The organism is Serratia sp. NFX21, assembly GCF_048517035.1.
Lineage (GTDB): Bacteria > Pseudomonadota > Gammaproteobacteria > Enterobacterales > Enterobacteriaceae > Serratia > Serratia quinivorans.
The window spans coordinates 3,563,378-3,578,800 of the sequence record NZ_CP183196.1; the positions used below are offsets into that span (position 1 = coordinate 3,563,378).

The following is a 15,423-nucleotide window of genomic DNA, read 5'->3' on the forward strand; positions in this document are numbered from 1 at the left end:
CTCCGCATAGATTTAAAACATTTAAAATCAATCTATTGGCTATTACTCAACGCCATTGGCAGCGGCTGGCAAGGCAGACGGGAAACTAGTGGGTACTTCGTTAGAGGTATGGGGTTATCGCCGGGTATGATGAAAAATAACGCGGAATCGTTACCACACCCGCTGATGCCACCTGCGCTTGTCCTCTGGTTACCAGCCGTATCTTGCTCTGCCTTCGGGGGCCCAAAACCTATGAAACGCCTGTTAGCACCACTTTCCATCGTGAATCAGGTGGCCGTCCTGATGTTGCTGCTGGGGATACTGGGCGTGGCCGGTATGAGCATTTCAGCCTGGATGTCGCAAAGCATTCAGGGCAACGCGCATGCCATCAACAAAGCCGGTTCGCTGCGAATGCAAAGTTATCGTCTGCTGGCTCAGGTGCCGCTGAATTCACACAGCGAAGCACTGATCCGTGAGCTGGATCAGGACGCCAACAGTCCCGATCTTCAGCGTTCAGTGACGCAAGAGCAACTGACCGAACAGTTTCAGGCGCTGAATAATTACTGGCAAGAAACCCTGCAGCCAAGGTTGCGGGCAGCCCGGCAACCGGCGGAGGCAACCCCGCAGGTGGTACATTTCGTTTCCCTGCTCGATACGCTGGTCTCGGATATTGACCACCATACCGAGCGGCGCCTGCTGACGGTGACGCTGGTACAGGGGGTGTTTATCGCGCTGACGCTGCTGCTGCTGGTGGGGACTATCTGTTACCTGCGCCGTCGTCTGCTGCATCCGTGGCGTCAATTGGTGGCGATGGCGCTGTCAGCGGGTCGCGGCGATTTCAGCCGCCGTTTTGCCCAGCGTGGCCATCAGGATGAAATGGCCTCACTCGGCGGCGCGTTGAACACCATGTCCGACGAATTGGCTACCATGTACAACGGGCTGGAGCAGCGGGTGGCAGAAAAAACCGCCGATCTGCAGCAAAAGAATCAGGTGCTGGGCTTTTTGTATCACGCCAGCCGTCAGTTGCATGCCAACGAACCATTGTGCAGCCGCCTGACACCGATCCTCAATCAGTTGCAAACCCTGACGCCACTGCGCGCCATCCAGGTACGCCTGTACGAAAACAACAGTCAGGAACAGTTTGTACAGCTGTGCGGCAACCAGCCGTTGCGGCCGGAATATTGCAATAATCCGGTGTGCAGCGCCTGCCTGAGCGACGACAATCAGCAACATGCCGATCATCCTTCGCTGAGCTGGAGCCTGAGTGACAAACTGGGAGATTACGGGGTGATCGTTGCGCAACATGCGCCACAACGCCCGCTGAATGACGAAGATCGGCAGTTGATGAGTACCCTGGTCGAACAGTTGACCAGCGTGCTGGCGATTGAACGCCAGGTGGATCATCAACAGCAGTTGATGCTGATGGAAGAACGCGCGGCGATAGCCCGTGAGTTGCATGACTCTATTGCCCAATCATTATCGTGCCTGAAGATGCAAACCAGTTGCCTGCAAATGCAGGGGGCCGAACTTTCACCCGCCAACCTGGCGCTGGTACAACAGATGCGCGAAGAGTTAAACATCGCCTACCGCCAGTTGCGTGAACTCTTGACCACCTTCCGCCTGCGGCTGACAGAGCCAGGACTGCTGGCGGCCTTGCAGTCGACGGTGCAGGAGTTTAGCCAACGGCTCGGCATTTCCATCCAGCTCGACTATCAGTTAACGCCGCGTACGGTGCCCGCTTATCAGGCTATCCACCTGCTGCAAATTGCCCGCGAAGCGTTGAGCAACATCAACAAACATGCTCAGGCCAGCCAGGTGAGCATTCAGGTAGTCAATCAACGAGGCGAGGTCACACTGAGCGTCTGCGATAACGGCTGCGGATTGCCGCCAGATACCGATCGCCCCGATCACTACGGCCTGATAATTATGCGCGATCGCGCCAAAAGCCTGCACGGCCGCTGCGAGATTTTACCCCGCAGCGGCGGCGGCACTGAGGTCCGGGTGGTATTTAAACCGGACAACCACGCCATCGACTAATGGGAGAAACCATGACCACCGAAACTGCCGCCACTATTTTATTGATTGATGACCACCCGATGCTGCGCAATGGCGTAAAACAGCTCATCGGCATGGACTCCCGCCTGCAGGTGATCGCTGAAGCCGGCAACGGCGAACAGGGTGTCACACTAGCCGAAGAGCATGATCCGGATCTGATCCTGCTCGACCTGAACATGCCGGGCATCAATGGCCTGGAGACGCTGGATCGCCTGCGCATGACTGCGCTCTCTGGGCGCATTGTGGTGTTTAGCGTGTCGAATCATGAGGATGACGTAGTCAGCGCGCTAAAACGCGGTGCCGACGGCTATCTGCTGAAGGATATGGAGCCAGAGGAGTTGCTGAAAGCCCTGCATCAGGCTGCGGCCGGTCAGATGGTGTTAAGCGAGGCGTTGACGCCGATCCTGGCGGCCAGCCTGCGTGAGAACCGCCCCAGCGCCGAACGCGATATCCAGCAGTTGACGCCACGTGAGCGTGACATTCTCAAACTGATCGCCCAGGGTCTGCCGAACAAGATGATCGCCCGTAAGCTGACCATCACCGAAAGCACCGTCAAGGTGCACGTCAAACACCTGTTGAAAAAAATGAAGCTGAAATCGCGCGTTGAAGCCGCCGTCTGGGTACTGCAGGGAAAAAACGGTTAATCACTGCCGTTCAACGGCCCGGTTTCTGCCGGGATAGTCGGTGGTTGCAGTACTTTTGCCGGTGGCAGCCCCTGCTCTATTTCAGATGAAACTGTCAAAGGCGGCGTCACCTGCAGTTGGATCCAGTTAGAGGTCACCAATTGCTGTTTGTCATCTTCCAGCGTCACCGACAGGTGGTAGCGGTTGGCGGCATCCGGTGAGTCATCCCATTGCGGCACAATCAGGCTCCAGCCATGTGGATCGTTACCGTTTTGCGACGGCGTCAGGCTTAGTGCCTGCGTATCTCCCTGCCAACTGACCCGGGTAATTTTGTTGGTGGTTTTGATTTCCAGCACCAGCGGCAAGGTTTCTCCCGGTTGCAGGCGCCAGGGCGGCGTGGCCAGGAACACTTGCAGCGTTTTACGCTGTTTAAACGCCATCACCGGCACATTTTTCCGTTCGATGTTGTCATAACGACTGCCACGCAGCGACTTGGCCTGAGCAACATATTCCGGCGAAATCTGCTTCACCAGCGGTACACCAAGCCGATAATTTAACGCCAGCTCGACCTGATCCTGACTTACCCCACCTTCCCCCATCTTGTGCAACGCTTTCACCGTCACCAGGGGGACCGGGGTATAATTCACCCCCAGTTGCATGGCACGCGGGTCATTTTGCTTTTTGCCGCTGCCAAACAGATCGACGTTCTCACCCCAGTACTGTTCATAGCTGAGCGAGCCGCCAATCTGGCGGTAAAACGGCAGATAGCCCTGAGTGGTGATGTCATATCCGCTCGCCGGACGGCTGAGGAACTGGGCGTTATCCCTCTGTTGCGCCAGCGCCGACAGCGGATAGTAATAGTTGGCGGAAAAACGCAGGAAATCTCCCCAGGCTTCGGCCCCCAGGCTGGCACGGTTATGATGGCGCTCGAAATCGCTGTCGAGCACCGTGTTATACCCCAACAGCCAATCGCCGGCGACCCAACGCTGGCCGAGGCCAAAATTACCCAGCGAACCCTCGGTTTGCTGCAGCAGGCCGAGTTGGCTATAGGTCAGCAAGCCGTTAACGTCATACAGCGGGCTGAACAACTGGCCGCTACTGCCGGAAAAATCCCCCTGGTCGGACATCACCAGCGACAGTTTGGCGTTACCCAACGGTGAAAGCAGTTCCTGGGCCTGCTGTTGCAGCACGCTGCTGGCCTGACCGACCGCATAACTCTCGGCACGGGTACGCACCTGTTGGCTCGAAACGTTATTCAGGTTACGTTCGCCCAGCTGTTTGGCCATGGTGGCCCACTCTTTTTCACGCTCGGCGTCATTGGAAGCATTGCCGCCCAGTTCCGGCAAATCGTTGGCCGGTTGCTGAACAACCGAGTCCGGTGCGGGTGGCGATTCGGCGTAGGCGGGCAACGCGCCGCATAGCCACGCCAACCCCATCGCCGGTAAACACCCCGTGGCAAAAGGCACAACTTTTTTCAATCGGTAACGCGCTTTATGAATAACGTCTGTCATTGCACAGTCGCCACCCCTTGATCCAGAGGGTTGGCAAATAAACCCTTTCTTGCTGCCATCACTCCAGACGACAGACCACCCAAACTTTGCGCAGTCTGGCATTTTGCCCCTAACGGGCAGTTGCGAGCCAAACTGCATCATGAACCCTAAAGTCTAATGGCTTTATCATCAGAAACAATCGGATAAACCTCATTTAATTTAGTGACAACGTCACATGGCCTTCAATTATTTCAGTCGGTGATGGAGTGCCAGAAAAACGCTGAAACTCTTGCGGCTGAAAACGAGAATTCACTTTATTTCATCGCTGATTTTGCCGAAAAAAACCGCAAATTTAAATTCACCAAGAAATTAATCTATTGATTATGCGTAGCAATTCGCAATTTCAGTGTATTTCACCTGGCACTTAACCGTGGATTGCGGCCCCCTGCGCAATACCGGTAATCGATAAAACAATCGCTCTGCATGAAACCCTTTTTGCCGCTATTTTGAACGCTAATTTCAGACCGGTAAGGAAGCTTTTATGTTCGATAATCCTCAGCTCGATTTCTGGTTTCGCGGCCTGTTTATCCCGGCCATGTTACTGCCCGCAGCGCTCGCCACCAGACTGATCGGCATCCTCTCACCAGGCTTGACGCAACACCCGCTACCGAGGGAACGCACGCTAATGTTGATTGCCGTCAGTGCCGGGCTGGCGGCCCTGCCTTTCAATATTCCACTGCTACAACGGCTATTGCTGCTGCCGGTAGCGGCAATATTACTGGCGCTGGCTCTCATTGACTGGCAACAGCGACTATTACCGGATCGCCTGACCCAACCGCTGCTATGGGCCGGGCTGTTGGTCAATCAGCAAGGCTATTTTGTTTCGCTGACCGAAGCGGTGACCGGGGCCTGCATCGGTTATCTTTCGCTGTGGTTGCTCAATATGGCCTATCGCCGCAGGCGGAAAACGGACGGTATCGGTCAGGGGGATTTTAAACTGTTGGCGGCACTGGGTGCCTGGACCGGCTGGGCCGCCCTGCCGATACTGGTCAGCGGCGCCGCAGCGGCCGGGTTGTGCGCTACGGCAATAGCCCGTTTACTGCGCAAAGCCGGCAGGCAGGATACGCTGCCCTTTGGCCTTTATCTGGCGCTTTCCGGCTGGTTGGTTCTGTTGGCGACCGCCGATAGCGGCCCTTCATCTTTCAGCGGAGAAATCACAGCATTTCACCTTATTTCACCCTGATGCCAGACTGGCCCGGCCGTTATGTCGCTGTTATAGCCTACTGTTGGCGTAGCTGTTATGGCGCCCCTCCGCCTGCAGCACTATGCTTTGCCCAAGGCAAAACGAGGTTTACCCAAATCAACACAGGAGGTTGTATGTCAGGTCGTGGTTTATCTGCAATCGCGCTCAGCGCGGCATTAGCCAGCGGTTCGCTGTCGTTCGCGGCACAGGCCGCCGGCACCTTTACCCTCAGCTCACCGGCATTCCAGGATGGTGGCTCGCTGGCGCAGAAATATGCCGGGGCCACACCGGGCAACGCCAGCTGCACCGGCGACAATGTTTCGCCGCCGCTAAGCTGGGCCAACCCACCGGCAGACACCAAAAGCTTCGCCCTGTTACTGTCCGATCCCGAGGGCAAGGCAGGTCTGGGCGTTAGCCATTTAGTGGCCTATGGCATACCTGCCAACGCCAGCGGCTTCGCCGAGGGCGATCTCACCCAGGGCAAAGGCTTTGTCGGTGGTAAAAACTCACCGGGCACCTCGGTTTATCATGGTCCCTGTCCTCCAGCGGGGTCCGGGTTTCACCACTATACCTTTGTGTTGATCGCCACCGATCTGCCCCCCCACGCGCTCGGGCCGGGGCTTACCCGCGAACAGCTACTGGAGAAATTACAGGGCCACGCCAAGGGCGGTGCGGGCATTATCGGTCGCTTCGGCCAATAGCGGCTCAGGCGGTCAACGCCTCTGTCGGCATCTCAGCGACAATAGCCGGCGCGCGGTACAGGCTGACCACCTCACCAATCACCAGCAGGCTGGGTGAAACCGGCCGCTGACGGGCAATTAACGTCGGTAATTCTGACAGCGTACCGGTTAATACCCGCTGCTGAGGCAATGTACCGCGTTCAATAATGGCCAACGGCGTCTGTGCGGCCATGCCATGGCGCATCAGTTGCGTGGCAATGGTTTCGCTTAATGTCAGCCCCATATAAAACACCAGCGTCTGCCCCGCAGAGACCAGGCCGTGCCAGTCCAGACTCACCTCACCGTTACGGCAATGGCCGGTGACAAAACGCACTGATTGCGCGTAATCGCGGTGTGTCAGCGGGATACCACTCGCCGCCGCACAACCGCTGGCGGCAGTGATACCCGGCACCACATGGCAGACCACGCCATGGCGCTGCAATTCAACCATCTCTTCCCCGCCGCGACCAAAAATAAACGGATCCCCACCCTTCAGGCGTACCACCCGATTACCGGACAGGGCCAATTCGACCAACAGGTGATCGATCTGCTTTTGCGACAGCGTGTGGCAGCCCATGGACTTACCTACGTCAATGCGCAGCGCCTCCGGCGGCAGCAAGGCCATTACCGCCGGGGAAACCAGACGATCGAACACCACCACGTCCGCCTGCCGGATGACCCGTAATGCCTTTAACGTCAGTAACTCCGCATCCCCCGGCCCGGCGCCCACCAGCCACACTTCACCGTTACGTACCGGCTGGCGCAGATCTCCGGCCAACATCAGTTTCTCAATCGCGCTCATCTCACCACCTCCGTTAGGCCACCCGTTGGGATGCATGCTGTTGAATCAGTTTTTTTAGCTCCGGCAGGCAGGAGCCACAGTTGGTGCCGCATTGCAGACGGGCACCCAATGCCTCTGCGCTGTGGCAACCTGCCTGGATGGCCGCAATGACGCGATTCTCGCCCACGCCGAAACAGCTACAAATCGTGGCACCAGCCGCTGACTGGCCTGGCGCACCACGCCCCGCCAGCAGTGCCAGCCGTTCAGCCCCTGCGGTGGGAGCCTGTTCAAAGGCACGGAGGATCGCCGGGCGATCCAGCTGCGGGGCCTGCTGGCGAACATAAAACGCCAATTGCACCTCGCCCTGCCGCCAGCCAATCAGGTGCAGACCGCGCTGGGCCAACTGTGCCGTTTGCGGCGTCATGCCCTCCAGCGAGAAATGGCGCCGTAACCAGGCTTGCCAGTCTTCAACCGGCCGCTGGCCGGCCATAATGTAGTGAGTCAAACCGTCCTGCGCGACCCGGCTCCAGTAGATACCCTTGGGGGCGGCAACCTCGGCACGAATAAAAATCTCCGCCTGCCAGCTCGTGGGCCAATGGCTGACCCGCACTGGCGCATGCTTGCTTTCCGGCTGGCCGGAGTCGGCATCCACTATCGGTGGGATCAGGCTGTCGACCCGACCCTGTGCGGTGAATTGACCGTTCCAGTGCATCGGCGCAAACAGGCTACCGCGCCGCTGCCCCGGATGGTACTGTGCACGCGCCAGCATCCAGCCGTGGGGCGAGCTCAGGCGAACCAGACTGCTATCGGCAATTCCCAGTTCGACCGCATCCTGCGGGTGTATTTCGCAGAAGGGTTCGCTCAAATGGCGCATCAGCCGCGCGGCCTTGCCGGTGCGCGTCATAGTGTGCCACTGATCGCGGATGCGGCCGGTGTTCAGCACCAGTGGATAACCGGGTGATAGCGCATTCTGCGGCAAGCGTGGCGTCACCGGCAGCAGTCGCGCCTTGCCATCGGCATGGAAAAAACGCCCGTCGTCAAACATTCGTCGACAACCCACAGGATGCCGTGCATTGACCGGCCACTGTACCGGTGCCATCTGCAACCATTGCTGTAGATCCCATCCCGCCAGTTGACTGATATCGAACGCGCGCGTGCCGTTATTTTCAAATCCTGACAGCGCCGCGTGCTCACTGAATATCTCCGAAGGATGTTGATAGCCAAAGGCCGTACCATACCCCATACGCTGCGCAACCTGGCTAAGGATCCACCAGTCGGCACGGGCTTGCCCCGGCGCCGGCAAAAATGCACGTTGGCGTGAAATACAGCGTTCGGAATTGGTCACGCTGCCCTCCTTTTCTCCCCAGGCCAATGCCGGCAGGCGGATATGTGCCAGTTCGGCGGTATCGGTCATCGCCATCACTTCGGACACCACCACCAGCGGGCAATTTTTTAGCGCCTGCCTGACTGCATCGGCATCCGGCAGGGAAACCACCGGGTTGGTGCCCATAATCCACACCGCCTTTACCTGCCCGGCGGCGATCGCCTGAAATAAATCCACCGCATTCAGCCCCGGTTGTTGGGCGATGCGTGGCGACTGCCAAAAACGCTGTACCCGGTCGGTGTCTTCGGGGTTGAACGTCATATGCGCCGCCAACTGATTGGCTAATCCACCAACTTCCCGCCCGCCCATGGCATTGGGTTGACCGGTGATCGAAAACGGGCCGCTGCCAGCGCGGCCAATGCGCCCTCCCGCCAGGTGCAGATTGATAATCGCATTGCATTTATCCGCGCCACTGGCAGACTGGTTAATGCCCATCGAATAGAGCGTGACCCAGTTGCGGGACGCGGTCAGCAGGTGGAAAAACGCCAGCACGGCACTCAGTGGCAGTTCGCAAAAATCGGCCACCCGCTGTGGTGTCCAATCCGCCGCCGCTGCCAGCGTAGCCTCTGTGCCGCTGGCATGCCGTTGCAAAAAGGCGGTATCCAGAGCCTGCTGTTCAGCCAGCCAGTGCAGCCCTCCGGTAAACAAAGCCGCATCGCTGCCGGGCCGCAGCGGCAAATGCAAGTCGGCAATATCGCAGGTCGCCGTCTCACGCGGGTCAATCACCACCACCCGCATTTGCGGGCGCAGCTTACGGGCCTTCACCAACCGTTGATAGACCACCGGATGCGCCCAGGCGGTGTTGGAACCGGTCAATATCACCAGATCCGCCTGTTCGATATCTTCATAACAACAAGGCACCACATCCGCGCCGAATGCCCGCTTGTAGCCGACTACCGCCGACGCCATGCACAGCCGGGAATTGGTGTCGATATTGGCCGCACCAATAAATCCCTTCATCAGTTTGTTTGCCACGTAATAATCTTCGGTCAGCAGCTGACCGGAAGCATAAAACGCCACCGCCTGCGGGCCATATTGCTCAATAATCTGGCTAAAACGCTGTGCCACCTGCTCAAGCGCCTGATCCCAGCTAACCGGCAGGCCATCGACCTGCGGCTGTAACAGGCGGCCCGTCAGGCTCAGCGTCTCGCCCAGCGCGCTGCCTTTGACACACAGCCGTCCCTGATTGGCCGGATGCGTAACGTCGCCGCCGACCGTCAGTTCACCGTTGCTGCGCTGTTCAATGGCGACCCCGCAGCCCACGCCACAGTAGGGGCAGGTGGTGCAATGTACGGCGTTCATGACGTCACTTCCGCCGTTTCTGGCAGTTTGGCCTGTATCGACAGCGGCGTACTGCATACCCACACACGGCCTGCTTCTACCCGCACCGGCCAGGCGGTGACGGCACGCCCGGCATTATCTGCACAGATACCGTCACTCAAACGAAAACGCTGTTTGTATAGCGGAGAGATCACCACCGGCTCACCGGCTACGTCCCCCAACAGCCCGCGTGCCAGCACGTTGGCGTCACAGTCCGGCTCCTGATTGGCCAACGCATAAACGCCCTTGTCCGCCAGATGGAATAGCGCAATCTGCCGCTGCCCCAGCCGGGCAGCAATGCCGGCGTTGACCGGGATTTCCGCCAGCGCACAGACATCCAGCCACTGTTCCCGGGCGGCCACCGCCGGTTGCACCTCAATCACCTGCCCACGTTCCACCCCTGCCGCCGGGCGACGTTGTCCGCGCTCCGCCTGCCAGACTATGGCCTCATCCGGCTGTTCGCTGTTCACAAACGGACGGAACAGCTTGAGGCGATCCGGGCTGGCGAGCGTGGTTTGCCATTCACATTGGTAATGGCTGACCACAGTTTCCATTTCGGCATCCAATTCGCTACCGATCCCCAGGCTGTCCTGCAAAACCACTTCACGCAGGTAGTCCAGCCCACCTTCCAGGTTGTCCATCCAGGTGCTGGTGCGCTGCAGGCGATCGGCGGTACGAATGTAGAACATCAGGAAACGGTCGACCGTGCGGATCAGCGTGGCGGTATCAAGATCGCTGGCAAATAAATCGGCATGGCGCGGTTTCATGCCGCCGTTGCCGCACAGGTACAGGTTCCAGCCTTTCTCGGTGGCAATGACCCCGACGTCTTTGCTCTGCGCCTCCGCACACTCTCGCGTGCAGCCGGAAACCGCCATCTTGATTTTGTGCGGCGACCGCAACCCCTTGTAGCGATGCTCCAGCTCGATAGCCAGCGCGGTGGAATCCTGCACGCCATAGCGACACCAACTGGAGCCGACGCAAGATTTCACCGTGCGCAGTGACTTGCCGTAGGCATGCCCGGTTTCAAATCCGGCGTCGACCAGCTGCTGCCAAATCTCCGGCAATTGCTCCAGCCGGGCGCCGAACAGGTCAACCCGCTGGCCGCCGGTAATCTTGGTGTAGAGCTGATAGCGCAGAGCGATTTGGCCGATGGCGATCAATCCTTGCGGAGTAATTTCCCCGGCCGGTACCCGCGGTACCACCGAATAGGTGCCATCTTTCTGGATATTGGCAAAAAAGCGATCGTTGGTATCCTGCAACGGCAGATGCTGCGGCTTTAGCAGATATTCGTTCCAGCACGAAGCCAGAATCGACCCCGCCAGCGGTTTGCACACCTCACAGCCATACCCATGACCATGTCGGGCCAGCAACTCGTCAAAGGTGCGGATGTTGCCAACGCGGACCAGGTGATACAGCTCCTGGCGTGAATGGGCGAAATGCTCGCAAATGTCTTTCTTCACCACCACGCCACGCTGCTGCAATTCGTGCTCCATCAGCTGCTTTACCAGCGCCGAACAGCCGCCACAGCCGGTGCCCGCTTTGGTGCAGGCTTTTACCGCCGTCAAATCACCGCAACCCTGCTCCACCGCGTCACTGATATCGCCCTTGCTGACGTTATGGCAAGAACAGATCTGCGCCGTGGCCGGCAAGGCGGAAACGCCCAGCGCTTTCGGCGCAGCCCCCGCCGTTGCGGGTAAAATCAGGCTTTCCGGGGTGGTGGGTAACGGCAGACAGTTAAGCATCATCTGTTGCAGCGTGCTGTATTCAGCACTGTCGCCCACCAGCACCGCCCCCAGCAATCGCTTGCCATCCGCGTCAATCACCACTTTTTTATACACTTGCTGCGGGCCGTCGACCCAGGTGTAGCTCTGGCTGCCGGGGGTGTGACCATGGGCATCACCGATCGACGCCACTTCCACGCCCAACAGTTTCAGTTTGGTGCTCATGTCCGCGCCACAGAACACGTTTTCGCCTCCAGCCAGTCGATCGGCCAGGATACGCGCCATTTGGTAGCCCGGTGCCACCAGGCCGAAAATTTGCCCGTTCCACAAGGCGCATTCACCGATGGCATAAATCGCCTCGTCGCTGGTGCGGCACTGGCTATCAATCACAATACCGCCGCGTGCCCCCACCTCCAGTTCGGCAGCACGGGCAAGCTGATCACGAGGACGGATACCGGCGGAAAACAGAATTAAATCAGCCTCTAACTGCTCCCCATCGGCAAAATTCATGCAGTGACAGTGTAACGAACCTTCAATAATCGCCTGAGTTTGCTTGCCGGTATGCACACTGACGCCCAATGCCTCAATTTTACTGCGCAACATGGTCGCGCCGCCGTCATCCAACTGTACCCCCATCAGGCGCGGCGCAAACTCCACGACATGGGTGTTCAGCCCAAGCTGACGCAACGCATTGGCAGCCTCCAGTCCCAGCAAGCCGCCACCGACCACCACCCCGACGCGCGCGGTTTTGGCGCAGTCTGCGATCGCGGCCAGATCGTCGAGCGTGCGGTAAACCAGGCAGCCAGGGCGATCGTTGCCGGGGATCGGCGGTACAAACGGATAGGAGCCGGTCGCCAGCACCAACTGGTCATAGGCCGTCTCACGGCCCTCGGCATCAATCACGCATTTGCGTTGTCTGTCGATAGCGCACACCTCCTGCCCCAACCGCAGTTCTATGCCACTACGCTCGAAAAACCCCGCCTCAACCATCGACAGCGAGTCCGCATTGCGGCCGGAGAAAAACTCGGACAGGTGTACCCGGTCGTAAGCCGCCACCGGCTCTTCACCAAACACCACAATGTGGTACTGCAAATGCAGCTCGCGCGTAACCAGTTGTTCCAGGAAGTGATGGCCGACCATGCCGTGACCGGCAACCACCAAAACGGGCTTGTGCATATCAGATATCCTCTCGTCAGACGCCGCAGGCGTCACGGGTTCGCTGCTGCCAAACAGCAAGTCGTCCGGGTGTTGCACCGGCAGGCCAAGCTGCTGCAGATAAAAAGGGCTGTCCTGAGCATCGCCATACAACACCACGCCCTGTAATTTTCCGTCGCACACCAGCAGGCGGCGGTAATGCTGCGCCTGCGGGTCTTCGGCGTGATGGACCTCGGTGAGCCCGTCTGTGGCCATCTCACCGGCACTGAACACCTCGACGCCGCTGACCTTCAGGCGGGTATGCAACGGCGTTGGCCGGTAGCCCGCCACCGGCTCCCCACTCAGCCGCCGCGCCAACAGTTCAGCCTGCTGCCAACAGGGGGCCACCAGGCCCAAAGTGATCTCGCCAAACTGAGCACATTCGCCGATGGCGAACACCGCCGGATCTGCCGTTTGCATCTGGTCGTCGATCACGATGCCGCGTCGGCAGGCCAGGCCGGCGGAGTGCGCCAGGCTAATTTCCGGCTGCACCCCGACGGCGATCACCACCAGTTCGCAGGCCACTATCTCGCCGTTACTCAGGCTGGCCGAACTGACCCGCTCGCTTCCCTGAAACCGGCTGACTTCGCAGTTCAGCCGGCATTCGATTACGCGCTGCAACAGGTTATGTTGCAGCATCCGCCCCGCACGGGCATCCAACTGACGTTCCATCAGGTGCTCGCCCCGGTGCACCACGGTGACGCTCATGCCGCGCTGCGCCAGTGCCGCCGCCGCCTCAATCCCCAAAACGCCGCCGCCCATCACCAGCGCCGGTCGGCCTGGACGACAGCGAGCGATCATCGCTTCAACATCATCCAGAGTGCGGAAGCCATAAATACCGTTCAATGCCCCACCCGGCAGCAGTGGCAGCAAGGGGCGCGAACCGGTAGCCAACACCAGCAGGTCATAATGCAACCGATGCCGGGCAGTACTCACCCACTTTTGCTGCCGATCCACCGCCAGCACCGGGTCTCCGGCCAGCAGTTGCACTCCCTGCTGCCGATACCAGTCATAGTCATGCAGCAGGGTGTCGCTGAAGGCCTTATCCCCCGCCAACACCGGCGAAAGCAGAATGCGGTTGTAGTTGCCCCGCGGCTCTTCGCCAATCACCGTGATGGCATAACGCTCTGGCGCCAGCCGACACAGGGTTTCCACCAGCCGCATACCGGCCATGCCGTTACCAATCACCACCAGTCTGGGTTTATCCATCGTCCGGCTCTCATGCCGCTTTCGCGTGCTTCTCGTAAAGGAATTTCAGCACCTGCCGACGGTAATGGTGATATTGCGGATCATCCGCCAGCGCGACTCGTGAACGCGGGCGTGGCAGCGCCACCGGCAGGATTTCGCCGACGGTGGCCGACGGGCCGTTGGTCATCATTAACACCCGGTCAGACAGCAGCACCGCTTCGTCGACGTCGTGGGTAATCAGCACTATGGTGGTGTGCAGCCGCTGCTGAATTTCCATCACCGCGTCTTGCAGATGTGCACGAGTTAACGCATCCAGTGCGCCAAAGGGTTCATCCATCAACAGCACTTTAGGTTTCATCGCCAGTGCGCGAGCTATGCCAACGCGCTGCTTCATACCACCGGAGATTTCATGCGGCCGTTTGTCCAGCGCATGGCTCATATGCACCAGCGCCAGGTTGTGTTCAATCCAGTCGCGCATTTCGCTGCGCGTCATCTCATGGCGAAACACCTGATGCACCGCCAGCGCCACATTCTCGTAGGTTGTCAGCCACGGCAGCAGCGAATGGTTCTGGAACACCACCCCGCGCTCCGGGCCAGGCCCGGTGATTTGCCGGTTGTCACACAGCAACACGCCGTCGCTGGGCAAGGTCAGCCCGGCGATCAAATTCAGCAGCGTTGATTTACCGCAGCCGGAGTGGCCGATCAGGCTGAGCGTTTCCCCGGCCTGAATATCAAAACTCACCCGTTCCAGCGCAATAAACTCCCCCTGCGGGGTGGCAAAACGCTGGCTGACGTTCTGGACCTGAATAATCGGTTTCATGGCGTACTCCTAGCGGTTCGGATAACTAAAACGTTTTGCCAGTAACATCAGTCCCTGTTCGAGCAGCAGCCCGACCACACCGATCACGATGATGGCAATAATGATGTTTTCGACGTTGAGGTTGTTCCACTCATTCCAGATCCAAAAACCGATGCCAACGCCACCGGTCAGCATTTCCGCCGCCACAATCACCAGCCAGGCGATGCCGATAGACAGGCGAACACCGGTCAGCACATAAGGCAGCACTGCCGGGAACAGGATTTTGCGCATTACCGTCCACTCCGACAGCTTGAGCACCCGCGCCACGTTGAGGTAATCCTGCGGAATACGCGTGACACCCTCGGCGGTGTTGAGGATCATCGGCCAGATGGAACAGATGAAAATGGTCCAGGTTGAAGCAGGCTCCGCCCGCTGGAACAGCAGCAGACCAATCGGCAACCAGGCCAGCGGACTGACCGGGCGCAGCAGTGAAATGATCGGGTTGAGCATGTTGGCCAAAAACGCAAAGCGCCCCAGCAGAAAACCGGCCGGAATACCGACCAGCGCCGCCAGCCCAAAACCGGTCGCCACACGCTGCAGCGAAGCCAGTACGTTCCAGCCAATGCCCTGATCGTTCGGCCCGGCGGAATAAAATGGGTCGGCAAACAGCACCAGTGCCGCCTGCCAGGTGGCCCATGGCGTAGGGAAACCCTTGCTGTTAAGCGCCGCAACCTGCCAGACCACCAGGGTCAGCACAAATCCCAACGCGGCGGGCACGCCACGGCGGAAACTCTGCTGTAACAGCAAACCCCAGCGGGCTTTGCGCTGCGGCAGTGGCATTACCGGGCGCTTTAGCGGCACGATTTCCGCACTGACTTCTGCCCGCGATGACGCAGGAATCTCGATCCGTTCAGCAAGATTTTTCAT

The 15,423-nt window shown here is 59.0% G+C and carries 10 protein-coding genes; 4 read left to right on the forward strand and 6 right to left on the reverse strand.

The window, feature by feature from the left end:
• Positions 1–231: 231 nt before the first annotated feature.
• A complete protein-coding gene (gene narX, locus ACNT1W_RS16790) occupies positions 232–2,016 on the forward strand; it encodes a nitrate/nitrite two-component system sensor histidine kinase NarX (RefSeq protein ID WP_419245878.1) in 1,785 nt (594 codons plus the stop codon).
• An 11-nt stretch (positions 2,017–2,027) separates the two neighbouring features.
• Complete coding sequence (gene narL, locus ACNT1W_RS16795) at positions 2,028–2,678, forward strand: two-component system response regulator NarL (RefSeq protein ID WP_153860001.1); 651 nt, start codon at positions 2,028–2,030, stop codon at positions 2,676–2,678.
• On the opposite strand, the gene ACNT1W_RS16800 is transcribed toward narL, so the two are convergent.
• Positions 2,675–4,168 (reverse strand): YchO/YchP family invasin, encoded by a 1,494-nt coding sequence (locus tag ACNT1W_RS16800; protein ID WP_112364062.1) that lies wholly within the window; start codon positions 4,166–4,168, stop codon positions 2,675–2,677. The two genes, narL and ACNT1W_RS16800, sit on opposite strands and share 4 nt — an antisense overlap.
• 520 nt (positions 4,169–4,688) lie before the next feature.
• On the opposite strand from ACNT1W_RS16800, the gene ACNT1W_RS16805 reads away from it, so the two are divergent.
• Positions 4,689–5,390 (forward strand): prepilin peptidase, encoded by a 702-nt coding sequence (locus tag ACNT1W_RS16805; protein WP_419245879.1) that lies wholly within the window; start codon positions 4,689–4,691, stop codon positions 5,388–5,390.
• 134 nt (positions 5,391–5,524) lie between these two features.
• Positions 5,525–6,091: a YbhB/YbcL family Raf kinase inhibitor-like protein gene (locus tag ACNT1W_RS16810; RefSeq protein ID WP_419245880.1), complete on the forward strand. Its 567-nt coding sequence runs from the start codon at positions 5,525–5,527 to the stop codon at positions 6,089–6,091.
• Positions 6,092–6,095: 4 nt separating this feature from the next.
• Here the strand turns inward: ACNT1W_RS16810 and cobA are convergent, their stop codons facing one another.
• The 5 genes from cobA to ntrB are packed head-to-tail and all read right to left on the reverse strand — an operon-like array spanning position 6,096 to position 15,423.
• On the reverse strand, positions 6,096–6,911 hold the full coding sequence (gene cobA / locus ACNT1W_RS16815; protein WP_419245881.1) for a uroporphyrinogen-III C-methyltransferase: 816 nt from the start codon (positions 6,909–6,911) through the stop codon (positions 6,096–6,098).
• Between the two features lie 13 nt (positions 6,912–6,924).
• The gene (locus tag ACNT1W_RS16820) at positions 6,925–9,576 is read right to left on the reverse strand and encodes a molybdopterin-dependent oxidoreductase (protein WP_419245882.1); all 2,652 of its coding nucleotides are present in this window, start codon (positions 9,574–9,576) and stop codon (positions 6,925–6,927) included.
• Entirely contained in the window at positions 9,573–13,718 is a 4,146-nt protein-coding gene (gene nirB, locus ACNT1W_RS16825) for a nitrite reductase large subunit NirB (RefSeq protein WP_419245883.1), read from the reverse strand. Before nirB ends, ACNT1W_RS16820 begins: the two co-directional genes overlap by 4 nt.
• 10 nt (positions 13,719–13,728) lie before the next feature.
• Positions 13,729–14,517 carry an ABC transporter ATP-binding protein gene (locus ACNT1W_RS16830; RefSeq protein ID WP_419245884.1) on the reverse strand — a complete coding sequence of 263 codons (789 nt, stop codon included), beginning with the start codon at positions 14,515–14,517 and terminating at the stop codon, positions 13,729–13,731.
• A gap of 9 nt (positions 14,518–14,526) precedes the next feature.
• Positions 14,527–15,423 carry a nitrate ABC transporter permease gene (gene ntrB, locus ACNT1W_RS16835; protein ID WP_261137021.1) on the reverse strand — a complete coding sequence of 299 codons (897 nt, stop codon included), beginning with the start codon at positions 15,421–15,423 and terminating at the stop codon, positions 14,527–14,529.